Source organism: Niveispirillum cyanobacteriorum, assembly GCF_002868735.1.
In the GTDB taxonomy this organism is placed as follows: domain Bacteria; phylum Pseudomonadota; class Alphaproteobacteria; order Azospirillales; family Azospirillaceae; genus Niveispirillum; species Niveispirillum cyanobacteriorum.
This window is the reverse complement of record NZ_CP025611.1, coordinates 753,226-769,227: the sequence shown is the minus strand read 5'-3', so window position 1 is coordinate 769,227 and position 16,002 is coordinate 753,226. Positions and strand designations below refer to the sequence as shown.

Annotated in this window: 13 protein-coding genes; 9 read left to right on the top strand and 4 right to left on the bottom strand. The window is 62.1% G+C overall.

From position 1 onward, the window contains the following. Positions 1-434 precede the first annotated feature (434 nt). Entirely contained in the window at positions 435-1,502 is a 1,068-nt protein-coding gene (locus C0V82_RS03415; protein ID WP_158659710.1) for a hypothetical protein, read from the top strand. A 115-nt stretch (positions 1,503-1,617) separates the two neighbouring features. Continuing rightward, on the top strand, positions 1,618-2,724 hold the full coding sequence (locus tag C0V82_RS03410; protein WP_158659709.1) for an energy transducer TonB: 1,107 nt from the start codon (positions 1,618-1,620) through the stop codon (positions 2,722-2,724). 45 nt (positions 2,725-2,769) lie between these two features. Here C0V82_RS03410 and C0V82_RS03405 read toward each other — a convergent pair whose 3' ends face one another. After that, positions 2,770-5,253 carry a glycogen/starch/alpha-glucan phosphorylase gene (locus tag C0V82_RS03405; RefSeq protein WP_102111124.1) on the bottom strand — a complete coding sequence of 828 codons (2,484 nt, stop codon included), beginning with the start codon at positions 5,251-5,253 and terminating at the stop codon, positions 2,770-2,772. Between the two features lie 231 nt (positions 5,254-5,484). Here C0V82_RS03405 and C0V82_RS03400 point away from each other — a divergent pair, with 231 nt between their 5' ends. Continuing rightward, positions 5,485-6,990 (top strand): alkaline phosphatase D family protein, encoded by a 1,506-nt coding sequence (locus C0V82_RS03400; RefSeq protein WP_102111123.1) that lies wholly within the window; start codon positions 5,485-5,487, stop codon positions 6,988-6,990. Here C0V82_RS03400 and C0V82_RS03395 read toward each other — a convergent pair whose 3' ends face one another. Beyond that, positions 6,991-8,268 carry a methyltransferase domain-containing protein gene (locus C0V82_RS03395; protein WP_158659707.1) on the bottom strand — a complete coding sequence of 426 codons (1,278 nt, stop codon included), beginning with the start codon at positions 8,266-8,268 and terminating at the stop codon, positions 6,991-6,993. Positions 8,269-8,595: 327 nt separating this feature from the next. Between C0V82_RS03395 and C0V82_RS03390 the strand changes: the two genes are divergently transcribed. The 4 genes from C0V82_RS03390 to C0V82_RS03375 all read left to right on the top strand — a co-directional run bounded on the left by C0V82_RS03390 (position 8,596) and on the right by C0V82_RS03375 (position 12,113). Further along, positions 8,596-9,264 carry a transglycosylase SLT domain-containing protein gene (locus tag C0V82_RS03390; protein WP_102111121.1) on the top strand — a complete coding sequence of 223 codons (669 nt, stop codon included), beginning with the start codon at positions 8,596-8,598 and terminating at the stop codon, positions 9,262-9,264. A gap of 153 nt (positions 9,265-9,417) precedes the next feature. Further along, complete coding sequence (locus C0V82_RS03385) at positions 9,418-10,359, top strand: DMT family transporter (RefSeq protein ID WP_102111120.1); 942 nt, start codon at positions 9,418-9,420, stop codon at positions 10,357-10,359. A gap of 1 nt (position 10,360) precedes the next feature. Beyond that, positions 10,361-11,224 carry a 23S rRNA (adenine(2030)-N(6))-methyltransferase RlmJ gene (locus tag C0V82_RS03380; RefSeq protein ID WP_102111119.1) on the top strand — a complete coding sequence of 288 codons (864 nt, stop codon included), beginning with the start codon at positions 10,361-10,363 and terminating at the stop codon, positions 11,222-11,224. 157 nt (positions 11,225-11,381) lie between these two features. Further along, complete coding sequence (locus tag C0V82_RS03375; protein WP_245924139.1) at positions 11,382-12,113, top strand: protein phosphatase CheZ; 732 nt, start codon at positions 11,382-11,384, stop codon at positions 12,111-12,113. A 36-nt stretch (positions 12,114-12,149) separates the two neighbouring features. Here C0V82_RS03375 and C0V82_RS03370 read toward each other — a convergent pair whose 3' ends face one another. Beyond that, positions 12,150-12,551, bottom strand: coding sequence for a DUF1465 family protein (locus C0V82_RS03370; protein WP_102111118.1), 402 nt, complete (start codon positions 12,549-12,551; stop codon positions 12,150-12,152). Positions 12,552-12,847: 296 nt separating this feature from the next. On the opposite strand from C0V82_RS03370, the gene C0V82_RS03365 reads away from it, so the two are divergent. Beyond that, positions 12,848-13,315 carry an Hsp20 family protein gene (locus C0V82_RS03365; RefSeq protein ID WP_102111117.1) on the top strand — a complete coding sequence of 156 codons (468 nt, stop codon included), beginning with the start codon at positions 12,848-12,850 and terminating at the stop codon, positions 13,313-13,315. Positions 13,316-13,534: 219 nt separating this feature from the next. Here the strand turns inward: C0V82_RS03365 and C0V82_RS03360 are convergent, their stop codons facing one another. Beyond that, positions 13,535-15,433 (bottom strand): propionyl-CoA synthetase, encoded by a 1,899-nt coding sequence (locus tag C0V82_RS03360; RefSeq protein WP_102111116.1) that lies wholly within the window; start codon positions 15,431-15,433, stop codon positions 13,535-13,537. A 216-nt stretch (positions 15,434-15,649) separates the two neighbouring features. Here C0V82_RS03360 and C0V82_RS03355 point away from each other — a divergent pair, with 216 nt between their 5' ends. Then, on the top strand, positions 15,650-16,000 hold the full coding sequence (locus tag C0V82_RS03355) for a hypothetical protein (protein ID WP_054169499.1): 351 nt from the start codon (positions 15,650-15,652) through the stop codon (positions 15,998-16,000). Positions 16,001-16,002: the final 2 nt, after the last annotated feature.

The window sequence follows — 16,002 nt, the reverse complement described above, 5'->3', positions numbered from 1 at the left end:
AACGCTCCGCACCGCCGGCCCTTCACGGGTCCGGACGCGGGTTGGAGCGCAAGGGATGCCAAACGTCGGGTCATCCCGGCGCTGGCGGTTGCGCTTCGGAGCGGCTTCTGCTGGTTCGGAAAGCGAAGGGCGGCACCATCAGGGCGATGGGCAGCGACACGACCCGACTCTCATCATTCGGGGCGTATCTTGTTGGTGGCATGGGTGGCCACCGGGGGCCCCACAGCCACTCGGTTACGGCACGGACCATGACGGAAACCACGCTGTTGCACCAGCGAAATCCGTGCAGCCCCATCACAAGGCTGGGCAGCGCGCGACGCAGGGCGAACGCAAAGGCAGAAACATTGCACGAGCCAAACTTTCCCCGCTTGAGCGGAGATGCAAAGCATCGTAAGTTACATTTAACTTTTTACTTGACATTCCCAGGAGGTTGCATGTTTGCAACGAAATTGATCCCCGTCGCAGCGTGCGCGCTATTGCTGGCTGGCCCAGTACAGGCCGCATCCAGCTGGCAGGAAGCCAACAAGGCTTCTGTGGCGTTGATGGTGGAAGGCAAGTTGCAGCCAGCCTTCGACTTGGCGTGGCAGGCCGCAGAACTGTATGAGAAGGCCCCCAACTACAAGCCCAGCAACCATGAACGGCTGCTGCTGAACGCCGCCGACATTTTCCTGCAGATCCAGAATCCGGCCAAGACACCGGAAATGCTGCAGAAGGCACTGACGGCCATTGGCCGGCATGTGCCCGAGGGGGCACCGGAAACCATCGCGCTGAATGAACAACTGGCCAAATCCTATCTGGCGCTGGGCGACAAGGCCAAGGCCAAGCTGATCTATGAGCGCGTGGCCACGCTTTATGAAAAGAACTATGGCGCCGACAGCGTGGGCAGCGTGAATGCGCAGCTGGAACTGGTCCGTACTGCCAAGGCGGCCCGCGATGCGGCCACGGCCCAGCGCTATCTGGACCGGATCGACGGTCTGACGAAGAGCCTGCCTGCCGATCACCCCATCCGCCTGCAAGTGGAGTTTGAGCAGGCCATGGGTGCCATTGATGCTGGTCGCGACAGTGCTGCCGGCGCGCAACTGCGTTCCATCGTGAAGCAGGCGCGGGCATCGGAGAATGTCGCCATGCGCAGCCTGGCCCGTGATGCCTATGGCATGCTGGCCTTCATTGCGCAGCGCGAAGGCGATCCGCAGACCGAGGACCGCATGGTGGAAGCCACGCGTGGCCTGCCGCAGCATGCCGGCGGTCCGCAGCCGCTGTTCCGGTCCATCCCGGAAAGCATCGAAAGCGGCTTGACAGGGTCCGCCACCATGGAACTGCGCGTGTCCACCGCCGACGGCAAGGTCAAGGAAGTGCGCGTTCTGGAAAGCTCCGGCGATCCGAAATATGTATCCGTCATGAGCAAGTCCATTCTGAACTGGCGGTTCCAGCCCACCGCGACCGAAGGGTCAGCCGGATCGCTGGTCACCGTGCGGCAGAGCGTCAGCAACGCGGCAAGCTGACAGGTCAAAAGCACACCATACGATTGCATGAATTTTAAATCATGCAATCTACTGCGTTGAATGCCAGCCCTCGGAAAGATATCGTGCAGCCCGCAATGTCTTTCCGGGGGTTTCCGTGCGTATTGCCAGTCTGGCTGTCTGTGCCCTGTTGCTTTCATCCTTGCCGGCATCGGCCATGACATGGCAGGAGGCGAACAAGGCCTCCGTGGCGATGATGAATGAGGGCAAGCTGAACGAGGCCTTCGATCTGGCCTGGCAGGCAGCCGAACTCTATGAGCAATCCCCCACCTATAAGGCGGCCAGCCATGAACGGCTGTTGCTGAATGCCATCGATATATTCCTGCGTACCGGCAAGGATAGGGCTGCCCCCAGCACTATCCGCAAAGCCATCGTGGCTCTGAAACGCCATGTCGGTCCGGAGGATGGAACCCTGATCGCCGTGCATGAGCAATTGTCGCTGGCGCTGATCCGTGCCGGGGATTTCGAGGCGGCGCGCGATGCACAGGATCAGGTCATCAACCTGTATGCCAAGAATTTCGGCGCGGAATCGGTGGGGCATGTCAACGCCCTGTTGACCCAGGCGCGGCAGTTGAAGGGTGCCATGGACATCGTTGATGTCCGCAAGTACCTGGATCGCGCCTCCGCCGTGGCCCAGGCCGTGCCGGCCAATCATGTCGTCCGCCTGATGGTGGATTATGAACATGCCCTGCTGACCATGGAAACCGGTCGCAAGGATGAGGCCGAGGCCATGTTCATCTCCGTTGCGGACAGGGGTATTGGTCAGGAAGACGCGGCGGTGAAGGCGGTTCTGCGCCCCACCTATGGCATGCTGGCCTATATGGCCTTCAAGCGTGGGGACAGCGTGACGGAGGACAAGTGGGTCGAGGCGACGCGCGGGTTGCCGGTGCCGGAGGGTGAGGTGAAACCGCTGTTCCGGGAGGTGCCGGACACACCGGACAACCGCATCTCCGTCTCAGGTCAGGTGACCATCGAATTCTTGGTGTCAACCGCCGATGGCAGGGTGAAGGAAACCAAGATTCTGGAGAAGTCCGGTAACCCGCAATATGCGACATCGGTTGAAAAGGCCGTTCGCACATGGCGTTACCAGCCGACAGTGCCGGTGGGCGATCCCGGCACCCTGATCCGTCAGAAGCAGACCTTCGGTTATCAGTATGAAAACGAAGAGGCCGAGATCGGGTCACGGTTCAAGCGGCGGAACTGATGCGTGAAGACCGGGGTATCCGGACGGACACCCCGGCACTTGCGGTCAATCCGCTGCCTCCCCAACCGGCGGCACCGGTGCCACGCCCCAGATCTCTGTCGCATATTCCATGATGGTGCGGTCGGAAGAGAACCAGCCCATACCGGCGGTATTCAAAATGGACTTGGCCGTCCATTCCGCCTTGTCGCGATAGAGCGCGCGGGCGGCGGCGTGGGCGTTGCGGTAATCCTCGAAATCGGCGGTGACCAGGAAATGGTCGCCGTACAGCAATGCATCGACAATGGGGCGGAAACGTCCAGGGTCATCGGGGCTGAAGGCACCATTGCCGATCATGTCCAGCGCACGCTTCAAATGCGGGTTGGCTCCCACGACGGCCCGCGGGTCAAATCCGCCACCCGACCGCAGATCCTGTACCTCCTGCGCGGTCATTCCGAAGATGAAGATGTTGTCGGCGCCGACATGGTCGCGGATTTCGACATTGGCCCCGTCCAGGGTACCAATGGTCAGGGCACCGTTCAGCGCCAGCTTCATATTGCCGGTGCCCGACGCCTCCATCCCCGCCGTTGAAATCTGCTCCGACAGGTCGGCGGCCGGCATGATGATTTCCGCCTGGCTGACATTGTAATTAGGCAGCATCACCAGTTTCAGACGCCCGCGCACCAGCGGGTCATTATTCACGACCTTGGCAATGTCATTCGCCAGTTTGATGATCAGCTTGGCCTGGTGATAGGCGGGTGCTGCCTTGCCAGCCAGGATTTTGGTGACGGGGGTAAAGTCCCGGTTGGGATTGTCCCGGATCTCATTATAGAGCGCCACCGTCTGCAGCAGGTTCAGCAACTGCCGCTTATATTCATGGATGCGCTTCACCTGCACGTCGAACAGGCTGTCGACATCGACATCAATGCGCAGGTGTCGGGCGATATAGGCGGCCAGACGCTTCTTGTTCTGACGTTTGGCGCGTCTGAATTCCTCCTGGAATATCTCGTCCCCTGCCCTGTCCTTCAGGGCGGCCAACTGCCCCAGATCAGTGATCCAGCCATCGCCGATGCGGCTGCTGATCAGGCGGGACAAAGCGGGGTTGGCCTGATGCAACCAGCGGCGCGGGGTGATGCCGTTGGTCTTGTTGGTGATGCGGTCGGGGAACAGACGGTGATAGTCGGCAAACACCGTCTGCTTCATCAGATCGGTATGCAGGGCCGACACGCCGTTCACCTTGTGACTGCCCAGGAAGGCAAGCCCGCCCATGCGCACCCGCCGCCCGCCATTCTCGTCGATAAGCGACAGGCGACGGATTGTATCGATATCGCAACGAGACCAAACCCCTTGCAGGAACTTGGCATTGATATCGTAGATAATCTGCATGTGCCGGGGCAGCACATGTTCCATCATGCCAACCGGCCAGCTTTCCAGCGCCTCAGGCAGCAGGGTGTGGTTGGTATAGCTGAAGGTACGGCGGGTGATGTCCCAGGCCTTATCCCAATCCAGCCCATGGATATCGATCAGGATACGCATCAGTTCGGCGATACCGATGGCCGGATGCGTGTCATTCAGCTGAATGGCCGCCTTTTCCGGCAGCGCATCGAAATCCTTATGATGCTGCATGTAGCGGCGCAGGATGTCCTGTATGGACGCGCTGGTGAAGAAATATTCTTGCTTGAACCGCAGTTCGCGCCCCACCTCGGTCGCGTCGTTGGGGTAGAGGACGCGCGACAGGTTCTCCGACAGGACCTTGCCTTCCACAGCCTTCAGATAGTCGCCATCATTGAAATGGTGGAAGTTGAAATCACGGGTGGCGCGGGCGGACCAGAGGCGCAGTGTGTTAATCGTTTCGCCACCGTAACCGACGACGGGCGTGTCAAACGCCATGGCATGGACGGTTTCGGTGTCGACCCAGCGGCGGCGCTCCACGCCGGCCCCGTCAAGATAGGTTTCGACCCGGCCATGGAAATGGATCGGGTACAGCACCTCCGGCCGCGCAAACTCCCACGGGTTACCGAAACGCAGCCAATTGTCCGGGAACTCCACCTGAAAACCCTGATCGAACCGCTGTTCGAACAGCCCATATTCATAGCGGATACCATAGCCATAGGCCGGCAGATGCTGCGTCGCCATGCTGTCCAGGAAGCAGGCGGCGAGGCGGCCCAGACCGCCATTGCCCAGCGCCGGGTCGGGTTCGGCATCCAGCACTTCTTCCAGGCGCAGGCCCAGCCGGTCCACCGCCTCCCGACAGACCTCCGTCAGGCCTAGATTGTCCAAATTGTTGGACAGAAGCCGGCCAATCAGGAATTCCATGGAGAAGTAATAGATACGTTTGGCATCAGCGGCATAAACCCCGCGCGTCGTGTCCATCCAGCGATCGACGACACGGTCGCGCACCGACAAGGCGCCCGACGTGAACCAGTCGCGGCGCGTCGCCGTCTTGGCATCCTTGCCCACCGAATAGACCAGCCATTCCAGGAAAGAGCGTTTCAGCGCGTCGACATCTTCGGCCTTGCGGCCAATTTCGCGGGAACGGTAACGGGCATCCATGGTGGGCAGGCTTTCAACAACGGCAATGACAGAAAGATGTCACCATTCCGCCTTGCCGCCGACCGCTTGGCAATGGGAAAAAGCGGTGACCGGCCCTTGGGCCATCAACCTTGTCAAACTGTTACAGGCTTGACCTTTCACGCCCGCCACCGCATTTCGAGGATGATGAGTTCCCCGCCCCCTCCTTCACCCCGGCGTTCCCGACAGAAGACGGAACCGCCCGTCATCCTGATGGGCCCCTTGCTGCGCGCCCGTGGCGCCCAGGGGGCCACGGGGTCGGGGCAGCGCTGGCGCGTGTCTGCGGTCTTCCTGCTGGCGGGTGAGGCGGAACCGCCCGATCTGCGGGTGGAGGGCGTCGGCCTGGCCGTACCCCCGCGCTTCCTGCATGAATGGAAGGACATGCCGCCAGTGGGGCCAGTGGGTGTCCCCTGCCCGCCCGGCACGCTGCGCCTCTGGCGTTATGATTTCGCGGTACCGCGCGGGCTGCAGGATGGCCGCGCCACCTATGGCTTTGCGGAGGATGAGCGGCGATGGATGCTGTCGGTGCCCGGCACCGCCATCGCGCCGCGCATCGGCTTTGTGAGTTGCGGTGGCTGCGAGGATGAGGACAGCATTGAGGCCGCCGGACTGCGGCGCAATGCCCTTTGGGCACGCCTGCTGGGCCGGCATCGGTCCAGCCCCTTGCATCTTCTGCTGATGGGCGGCGATCAGGTCTATGCCGATGGCCTTTGGGAACGGGTGCCGGCCCTGCGCACATTGTCGGAAGCCAAGCTGATGAAGCGCCTGGGCCTGTCCGCCGGCCCGGATCTGGCCGCACAGCTGGATGCCTGGTATCTGGCGACATACCTGCATGCTTGGACTCAAGCCGAACCGGCGGCCCTGCAAAGCGGCGTCGCATCGCTGTGCATGTGGGACGACCATGACATTATCGATGGCTGGGGCTCCCACCCGCCCGAACTGCTGGACAGCCCAGCCTATCGGGCGATTTACGAGGCGGCCCGCCGCGCTTTCCGCCTGTTCCAGATCGGTATGGGCGATGATGACCCCGCCGACACGCTGCTGGCCGATGGACCACCCTCGTTCAGTCAGGCCCTGATGTTGAACGGTGTCGGCGTGCTGGCCCCCGATCTGCGCAGCGAGCGGACGGAGGATCAGGTCATGTCGCCGCAGACTCTGGCCGCCCTGCCGGAATGGCTGGATCGGTTTGCGTCCTGCCGCCACCTGCTGCTGATGTCGTCGGTTCCGCTGATCTTTCCCGGTTTCGGACTGGCCGAACGGTTCTTGAACCTGCTGCCGGGGCGGCAGGCGATGGAGGATGATCTGCGCGATCAGTGGCGCAGCCCCGCACATCGTGAGGAATGGCTGCGGGTTCTGCGGATGCTCACCGATTTCGCGCGGCGCAGCGGCGTACGCGTCACCATCCTGTCGGGGGAGGTGCATCTGGCGGCCCATGGAATGCTGACCAGCCCCGGCCTACGCATCCGACAGCTTGTCAGCTCCGGCATCGTGCATCCGCCACCCGAAGGGATTGGCGTCAGCGTCATAGAACGGCTGGCCGGGCGGCGGGAAAGCCTGTTCGATCGGCTGACCCTGTCCATGGAGCCAATGGATGCGGACGGACGCCGCCTGCTGGCCAAGCGCAATTACCTGACCTTGACGAGCCAGGACAATGGCGACCTTTTGGCTGAATGGCATATCGAGGGCCGTGACGATCCCTGGACCGTAACCGTCGCCTGATCAGGCCTTCGCTGCCAGCGCGATCCAGCCCGGAACCGGCTGTCCACGGTCAATACGGGTACTGTGATAGGCCAGATGCGTCAGGGTCAGACCAGCGGCAGCCACAGCATCTCTAATATGTGCCTCCCCATGGGCGAAACGCCGGCCTTCGTGCAGTTGGAATCCCGGCCCGTCGCTGCGCTCACAGGTGAAGGCGAACCGGCCCCCGGAAACCAGGGTCGTGGCGGCGGCATCCATCACCGGCGCCAGATCACCGATATAGACAAGCACATCCGCCGCCAGGACCAGATCGAACGCCTCTGGCCGCTCCGCCATGGACCCCACCAGTTCCCCCACCCATAGGGCGTCATAGACATCCCGCGTGCGGGCCTTGTCAACCATGCGGGGTGACAGGTCAAATCCCGCCAGGTAAGAGGCCATGTCCCGAACCGCAACGCCAGCCAAACCGGTGCCGCAGCCGGCATCGAGCACGCGCAAGCCCGTCAGCCCCCCCTGATCCAGCAGCAACTGCCGCAGGGCCTGCGGTGCGTCGTACCGCAGCTTGCCCACCAGTTCGCGGTCGAACCGGTCGGCATAGGTATCGAACAACGCGCGCACGAAGGCCGGCGGTAGGGAGGTTTGCGCCCCGGCCCCGGCCACACCCGCAAGCAGCGGGGTGGCGCCGGCGGGGTCAGCCTCATCCATCTCCAATGCATGCTGCCATGCCTTGGCCGCTTTCTCCGGTTCCCCCAGATGCAGCCATGCCTTGCCCAACGCCACCCATCCGAAGGGCTGGGCCGGGTCTGCGGGGTGGGCCTGACGCAGGGCGGCATCCAGGATCTCTACGGCAGCCAATGCCTCATCGGCATCGGTCAGAATAGCGGCGGTCGCGGTCGTGATGTCCAGATCGCCCTTGGCCAGGAACCGCGCCTCGCGCGCATGGCCAAGGGCGGCATCCCGTTCACCCCCATCCAGCAGCAGGCGGGCCATCCGAACCTGTCCCACGGCATCGTCGGGGCGGCGGGTCAGCAGGTCGCGGCATTGGGATAACGCCTCTTCCTCCCGGCCCGCCATCATCAGGGCAGTAACCAGGGCACGGCGCCAGGGAATGTGGTCTGGATCAGCAGCCACCGCACGCGACAGAGCGCCCGCCGCCTCCCCCGCCTGCCCATCCTCCAGCAAAAGCTCTCCCAACAGGCCCGCGGCCTCAAGACCATTATCCTCCCGCAGCAGGGCCATGGCCCCCGCGCGGTCCTGGGCATGCAGCAATTCATAGGCGCGGGCGACGGTATCCGACATGGCGAATCCTGGGACGGGCAAGGCGTGGTGAAACCTGTTCACCCGCCCTATAGCATGAGTGTCGTTCCATGAGAGACGGCTTCCGGAGGCGCTAAAGGCCCAATTTTCTTTGATCTGTGACAAAGACGCATCAATCAGGACGATTCTTGGTTGACCCAATGCGTCAATTCTGGGATTGGTATGCGGACGGCGCATGAAGCCGGTGACTTTGAGGGAGCGACCACCGCATTCCAGTAACGGTGGTCTGATTGCAGGGCCCGCACGCAAGCGGGATTAACCGGCGGGGCAACCCGCCACGGAAGACCGGAACCAAAGGGGACGATTGAGATGACGATGCGCCAATCCCGCGTTGCCACCCGCTCCCGCCCGGACTCCCGCCTGCTCCTCGCCTTTACCTTCCTGATCGCTTTGATGATCCTGGCGATACCGGCCCGCGCTGGCTGTCTTGACCACATCGTCGATGCGGAGAAGGAATTCAATATCCCCAAGGGTATCCTGCTGGCCGTTTCGCTGGTTGAAAGCGGCGGTGGCGGCACGCCCAGCCCGTTCATCATGAATGTGCGTGGCCGCGTGATGTTCCCGCGGACGGAGGCAGAAGCCGCCACCTATCTGCGCGACAATCAGGGTAACCTGCGCGGCAATGTCTATGCCGGCTGCATGCAGCTTTCGCTGGCCCATCATAAGCAGGCCTTCCGCCCGGTCGAAAAGATCGTGAACCCGGAAGCCAATGTCCGTTATGCAGCGAAGTATCTGGTCAGCCTCCGCCGTGAGACTGGCAGCTGGGCTGCCGCCGTCACCCGCTATAACGGGTCGTCGGGCGTCAAGGCTGCTTCCTACCAGTGCAAGATCAAGAATCAGCTGGTCAGCCTGGGGGCGCAGGGCAGTGCTGAACTGATCAGCACCACTGGCAAGTGCGATGTCAGCGACCCGCCGGCGGTGGGTCCGCGCACCCGCCGGGCGTTTGAAAAGCACGACGAGAACACGCCCGTCGGCTGATCTCCGGGAACGGCGCATCCACACGCCTTTGAATCTTTAAAATAAAATCAACACGGCTGCCCATGTCAGCCATGTGAACGATTGGCTGGTCTCTGGCCCTGGTTTGGCGCACCCATGATGTTCTGCCATCACGGTCGCTGAAACCGCCTGTCCATGCCGCGTCTTTCCACATTGCCGCCTGTCGCCCGCGCTATCCTGGCGATGATTGCTGCTGTCACCCTGTTCAGCGCCATGAATGCCAGCATCAAATGGCTGGGTGGTCGCTATCCGGTCAGCCAGATCATCTTCTTCCGGGCGCTGTTCGCCATGGTGGTTCTGCTGCCGCTGATCTGGCGCGCGGGTGGGCTGATGTCGCTGCGGACGAAAAGGCCGCTGGGCCATCTGGCGCGCAGTGTCATCGGCGTCATTTCCATGACCTGCGGATTCACCGCCATCACTTATCTGCCCCTGGCCAATGCCTCGGCCCTGGCCTTCACGGCCCCTCTCTGGACCACGACATTGGGCGTTCTGGTGTTGGGTGAGAAGGTGCGGTGGCGGCGGGCACTGGCGCTGATCGTCGGTTTTTCAGGTGTGCTGATCATGGTCCGGCCAGACGCCGCCCTGTTTCAGGGCATCATGACCGGCGGCACGCAGGCGATCGGCAGCCTGTTCGGCCTCGCTTCCTCCTTCCTGGCAGCATGCGCCATGATTTCGGTGCGGCGGCTGTCGGCAACGGAGCCCAGCACCAGCATCGTGTTCTATTTCATGGCCACCGGCATCATTGTGGCCGGCATCGCCATGTCGCGGGAATTCGTGATGCCGACACCGCGTGATGCCGCCATGCTGGCCCTGCTGGGCATTATCGGCGGGCTGGCCCAGGTGCTACTGACCACCGCCTATCGTGGGGCACCGGTGGCGGTGATCGCACCGTTCGATTACACTGCCATGTTGTGGGCAACCGGCTATGGCTTCCTGATCTGGGGTGAGGTTCCGCACCCGGCGGTGGCGGTTGGGGCCTTGATCGTGATCGCCAGTGGCGTCTACATCACGGTTCGCGAAACCCGCCTGGGCGTGACCAATCCCGTCAAGGCACAGACGATCACGAAGAACGCCTGAGATGAATTACCGCCACGCCTTCCATGCCGGCAATGCCGCTGATGTGATGAAGCATGCCGTCCTCGCCTGGGTGCTGGACCGGCTGCGGACCAAGGATGCGCCTTTCTTCGTGCTGGATACCCATGCGGGCATCGGCCGTTACGATCTGGATGACCAGGCCGCGACCCGCACCGGCGAGGCACTGCGCGGCATCCGCCGTGTATTGGCCGATGGCGGCGCCGATCGGTTACCGGAGGCGGCGAAGCCTTATCTCGACCTGCTGAACCGCTTGAATGACGGCGTGTCGCCGATCCGCACCTATCCCGGCTCCCCCCTGATCACCCGCATGATGATGCGGGAACAAGACCGGCTGCTGCTGGCCGAACTACATGCCGAGGACGTGCAGACGCTGCGGAACCTGTTCCGGGGTGATGCGCAGGTGGCGGTGCATCACATGGATGGGTGGCTTTCGCTGAAGGCGCATCTACCGCCCAAGGAACGGCGCGGTCTGGTCATCATCGACCCACCATTCGAGGCCCCGGACGAATATGAGCGGATGGTGGCGGCCCTGGCCCTTGCCCATCGCCGCTGGGCCACGGGACAGTATCTACTCTGGTACCCGGTGAAGGACAGGGCCGCCGTCTGGAAGTTGCATCAGATGCTGGAAGATACCGGCATTCCAAAGATGCTGGCCGCTGAACTTTGCTGGTCCGACGATGACCAGTCTGGCCGCCTGAATGGCTCTGGCCTGATTCTGGTGAACCCGCCCTGGAAGACGCAAGAAGCACTGTCCGAATTGCTACCGGCACTTGGCACGGCGCTGGCGGCGGGCAACGGCCCTACAGGTTGCCGCTGGATCCGCGACGAGAGCGGAAAAACGGCGTGAGTGCCGGTTCACTCTCTTCATCTTTTGGTCATTGATCGCGTCTTGCAGGCGCTCGCCGCATCGGTCACAGTGCGGAAGCGTTTACCGCACCCGATGGTATGAAGCCTTTTGGACAGGTCGGGTGACGGCGTTCTTGTGTGACGGGGGAGAGATGGGAATGGTGCAGACGCCGCGACGGCCCTTCATGGCGGAAATCCAGATGGCCAAGAGGGCGCCAAACCGTGGCGGTGAGGTGGCAGCCGCTGGCCCCGCCCTTCCCCCGCCCCCGCCGGCACCCGTTCATGTCGAAATGGACAATAGCGAGGTGATGGCGGCCATCGGCGCCCTGGGCGCCAAGCTGGACCGTTTCCTGACCGTCGATCATACCCAGATCGAAAAGATCCAGATTGAAATCTCCGACATCGCAGGCCGCATCAAGGCCACGAAGGTGGAGATGGCGGCGCTGCGTCACCCGCTGTCCAACCAGGACACGTTCATGGAGGCCAGTGAACAACTGTCCGCCGTGGTCCGCTCCACGGAAACCGCGACGAACAGCATCATCTCCGCCGCCGAGGAGATCGAGGATATCGTCAACGAGGTGCGGTCGCAGTTGCCCGAAGGCTATCAGAACAGCCGCCTGAAGGATCTGAACGACGTCACCCTGCGCATCTTCGAAGCCTGTAACTTCCAGGATCTGACGGGCCAGCGCATCACCAAGGTGGTGCAGGCGCTGGCCTTCATCGAAGAACGTATCGATGGCATGATGTCGGTCTGGAACAGCAAGGAATTCGAGGCCCTGCCCCTTCCGCCGAACATCTCAAAGCATGATGATGGTCTGGCCCTGCATGGTCCGCAGGAAAATACGAAGGCCAGCATCTCGCAGGCCGATATCGACGCGCTGTTCGATTAAGACAAGGCACAGGGCGGCGGCCAACAGGCCGCCTCTTCACGCCACGGCGCGACGGACCATTTCTTCCAGGCGCGTCGTGCGCATGTAAAGACTATGGCTGCGTTCCAGCAGGGAGCGCAGGGCCGATGGCAGCAACAGATTTTCCGGCCCCGACGGGTCGGCACAAACGGCCCCGCCTGACAGGGCGTAATCATCGCCCACCGCCTGTGCCGGGGTTATTTCGCCCGCATGCACCGCCTTCTGCGCCAGCATCCAGGCCATGACCTGGGTCAGGCGGCTGGTCACCCGCATGCTTTCATAGGATACCTGAAGACGGACGGTTGGCGGCAGACCGCGCTGGTCTGCTGCCTCCTGATAGGCGACATAGTTCCGCGCCTCGACCAGAAGAGACATGGTCTCGTCGTACGCGCGGTTAAAGAAAGCTGTTGGTCCGTTCACCCGCGGCTCCTTCCAGGCCGTCCGCTCACGGGACCGGCCTCTGTCGTTGCTTCAGTGTGGGGCCATCCATCCCGGCTGACAATTGCGGCGAAAGTAGGTGCCGGGGCCTTCTTCGCGCCTTTCCGGCATGTGACCATTTTTTGGGACATGGCCCCTTGAAGGCGGGCTGGACGTTTCTTAAGTCTTGCAGTGTGAGGACGGCGCCCGCGAACGGGGTCGGAAATTCTCACTGAACCAAGGGGTTGGCCGATGTCGGGAACCCCGTACCTTAAACGTATCGCTCTTGGAGGATACCTATGCGTAGCTATGATCTGTCGCCGCTGTTCCGTTCCACCGTCGGTTTCGACCGTGTGACGCGCCTGCTGGAAAGCGCGCTGAACGGCGAGGATAACAGCCAGAACGCCTACCCCCCGTACAATATCGAAAAGCTGGGCGACGATAATTACCGCATCACGATGGCGGTCGCCGGTTTCGGCATGGGTGATCTGGAGATCACCGCCCATCCCAATCTGCTGATCGTGCAGGGCAAGGCCAAGGAACAGCAGGCCGGCACCTTCCTGCACCGCGGCATCGCGGGCCGCGCCTTCGAACGCCGTTTCCAGCTTGCCGACCATATCCGCGTGAACAATGCCGCGCTGGAAAACGGCCTGCTGCATATCGAATTGGTGCGTGAGGTGCCGGAAGCCATGAAGCCCCGTACCATTCAGATCAACAACCTGACGCCCGCCGCCCTCCCGGCCACCACGACGGCGGCTGCGGCCTAAGATCAGGGCTGATAGCAGTGCCAAATAAAAAGAGGGCCGCTACGTTGGCGGCCCTCTATTTTTTACCCGTTTCCCTGAAGCCCCACCCGTTCAACTCTGCCGAACGAGCAAGCCGACCCTATGTGCGTGGGGCGGCCCGGTCAACCGGGCTTGTCAGCATGACAACGATAACCGTAAAGAAATCGTCATCATTGTTGCCGAATTAACGCACCCCTTATCCTATCCTTTCGCATAGCCAGCGGATTTCAGCGCCTCGCCGATCTCCCCCAGAATGGCGGGATCATCGATGGTGGCCGGCATCTTCCAGGTCTCGCTGTCGGCGATCTTCTGCATGGTGCCACGCAGGATCTTGCCCGACCGTGTCTTGGGCAACCGCTCCACCACCAGGGCCTGTTTGAAGGCGGCAACGGGGCCGATTTCGTCGCGTACCTTCTTCACCACTTCCTTGATGATGTCGGCATGGGGCCGGTCCACACCACGCTTCAACACGACAAAGCCCAGCGGCAATTGGCCTTTCAAGTCATCGGCCACGCCGATCACGGCGCATTCCGCCACGTCCGGATGGCCGGACAGCACCTCCTCCATCGCACCGGTCGAGAGGCGATGGCCAGCGACATTGATGATGTCATCGGTACGGGCCATGACATAGATATACCCGTCCTCATCGATGAAGCCGGCATCCGACGTCTGGTAATATCCAGGGAAGTCGGCCAGATAGCTTTTGAAGAAGCGGTCACGCGCGTTCCACAGGGTCGGCAGTGTGCCTGGCGGCAGGGGCAGTTTGGCCACGATGGCGCCAATATCGCCCCGCTTCACCTCCGTCCCATCCGGTGCCAGCACACGGATGTCCCAGCCGGGCAGTGGGACAGCGGTGCTGCCATATTTCACCTTCATAAGGTCGATACCCAGCGGATTGCCCGCCACGGGCCAGCCGGTTTCCGTCTGCCACCAATGATCGATGACCGGCACCTTCAGGTGGGTTTCGGCCCAGTTCAGCGTATCCGGGTCCGACCGTTCACCGGCCAGGAACAGGGCGCGCAGGCAGGACATGTCATACTGGCCCAGCAGCTCGCCGTTTGGATCCTCACGCTTGATGGCACGGAAGGCGGTGGGAGCCGTGAACTGTACCGCCACCCTATGCTCCGAGATCACCCGCCAGAAGGCGCCGGCATCTGGGGTTCCCACGGGCTTTCCTTCGTAAACCAGCGTGGTGCAGCCATGCAGCAGCGGGCCATAGACGATATAGCTGTGCCCGACGACCCAGCCGACATCACTGGCGGCCCAGAACACCTCTCCCGGCTTCACGCCATAGAAATGCTCCATGGTCCATTTCAGGGCGACGGCATAACCGCCGGTATCCCGCACCACCCCCTTGGGCTGCCCCGTCGTGCCGGAGGTATAAAGCACATAAAGCGGGTCCGTCGCCTCCACCGCCACGCAGTCTGCGGGTTCGGCAGTGGCGGCAGCTTCATCCCAATCGATGTCACGACCGGGGATCAGGCTGGCCGCTGCCTGCGGACGCTGGAAGATCACGCAATGGTCGGGCTTGTGGCTGGCCTGGTCGATGGCTGCGTCCAGCATGGGCTTATAGGCCAGGACCTTCGTCCCCTCGATCCCGCAGGAAGCGGACAGGATGGCCTTGGGCGTGGCATCGTTGATGCGCGTCGCCAGTTCGTGCGGGGCAAAGCCGCCAAACACCACCGAATGCACCGCCCCTATGCGGGCACAGGCCAGCATGCCCACCACTGCCTCCGGGATCATGGGCATATAGATGATGACCCGGTCGCCCTTCCCCACGCCCAGATCACGCAGCACGCCGGCAAAGCGTGCCACCTTGTCCAGCAGCTGAGCATAGGTCAGGGTCTGCTTCACGCCCGTCACCGGGCTGTCATAGATCAGGGCGGCTTGTTCCGCCCGTCCGCCCGCCACATGCCGATCCAGGGCATTATGACAGATATTCAGCCGGCCACCTCGATACCAGCGGTAGAAAGGCTTGTCGCTGTCATCCAGGATGGTGGTTGGGAAGGTATCCCAATCGATGGCCCGTGCAGCATCCGCCCAGAAACCCGTCGGGTCTGACAGGGACCGTTCATGCATGGCCTGATATCGACCGGACATTTTGTAGCCTCCCCATATTTTTCCGCTTTGGGTAGTGCACCCGATAGTCTATTCCCATCCGCTTATGGATCGACCTGTACGATTGGGATAGAAAAGCCGGAGATCACCACGCCACATTCTGTGCCCAGAATCACCGGAACGTATGTGTGGTTTCATCCCCGACCTTGGTCTGCGACATTCGTGCCCTTCATTGCCTGACCGGAAATACTGCCCCCCATGATCGTCGACAGTCGCCACATCATGTTTTCCCCCGAAGCCATTCGGGAAGCCGTGAAGACCTATCGCGAATTGTTTCCCACCAAGCAGCCGCCTGGGTTGCTGGGTCCTATTGTCATCCGTGGCGCGGATCCGCTGATCCTCGGCGTCAAGGTGCAGGCCATGGGGTCCAGCACCTACCGCGAAGTGGAAATGGATGAAAACGAGATCGCGGCAATGCTGATCGTTTTCTGCCGCAAGATCAAAATCCCCCTGCCCCGCACCGCCAACAAATCGTTTGAGGTGGATGGGGAGAACATTGCCCTGGTCGTCTCCAAGGCCATGATGATGCAGCGGCCCACGGGCGCCTGATA

Coding starts and splice junctions, on each gene's coding strand:
- C0V82_RS03390 (WP_102111121.1), top strand. CDS start 8,596: ATGACGATGCGCCAATCCCGCGTTGCCACCCGCTCCCGCCCGGACTCC.
- C0V82_RS03405 (WP_102111124.1), bottom strand. CDS start 5,253: ATGGATGCCCGTTACCGTTCCCGCGAAATTGGCCGCAAGGCCGAAGAT.
- C0V82_RS03385 (WP_102111120.1), top strand. CDS start 9,418: ATGCCGCGTCTTTCCACATTGCCGCCTGTCGCCCGCGCTATCCTGGCG.
- C0V82_RS03415 (WP_158659710.1), top strand. CDS start 435: ATGTTTGCAACGAAATTGATCCCCGTCGCAGCGTGCGCGCTATTGCTG.
- C0V82_RS03365 (WP_102111117.1), top strand. CDS start 12,848: ATGCGTAGCTATGATCTGTCGCCGCTGTTCCGTTCCACCGTCGGTTTC.
- C0V82_RS03380 (WP_102111119.1), top strand. CDS start 10,361: ATGAATTACCGCCACGCCTTCCATGCCGGCAATGCCGCTGATGTGATG.
- C0V82_RS03355 (WP_054169499.1), top strand. CDS start 15,650: ATGATCGTCGACAGTCGCCACATCATGTTTTCCCCCGAAGCCATTCGG.
- C0V82_RS03400 (WP_102111123.1), top strand. CDS start 5,485: ATGGGCCCCTTGCTGCGCGCCCGTGGCGCCCAGGGGGCCACGGGGTCG.
- C0V82_RS03360 (WP_102111116.1), bottom strand. CDS start 15,433: ATGTCCGGTCGATATCAGGCCATGCATGAACGGTCCCTGTCAGACCCG.
- C0V82_RS03395 (WP_158659707.1), bottom strand. CDS start 8,268: ATGTCGGATACCGTCGCCCGCGCCTATGAATTGCTGCATGCCCAGGAC.
- C0V82_RS03375 (WP_245924139.1), top strand. CDS start 11,382: ATGGTGCAGACGCCGCGACGGCCCTTCATGGCGGAAATCCAGATGGCC.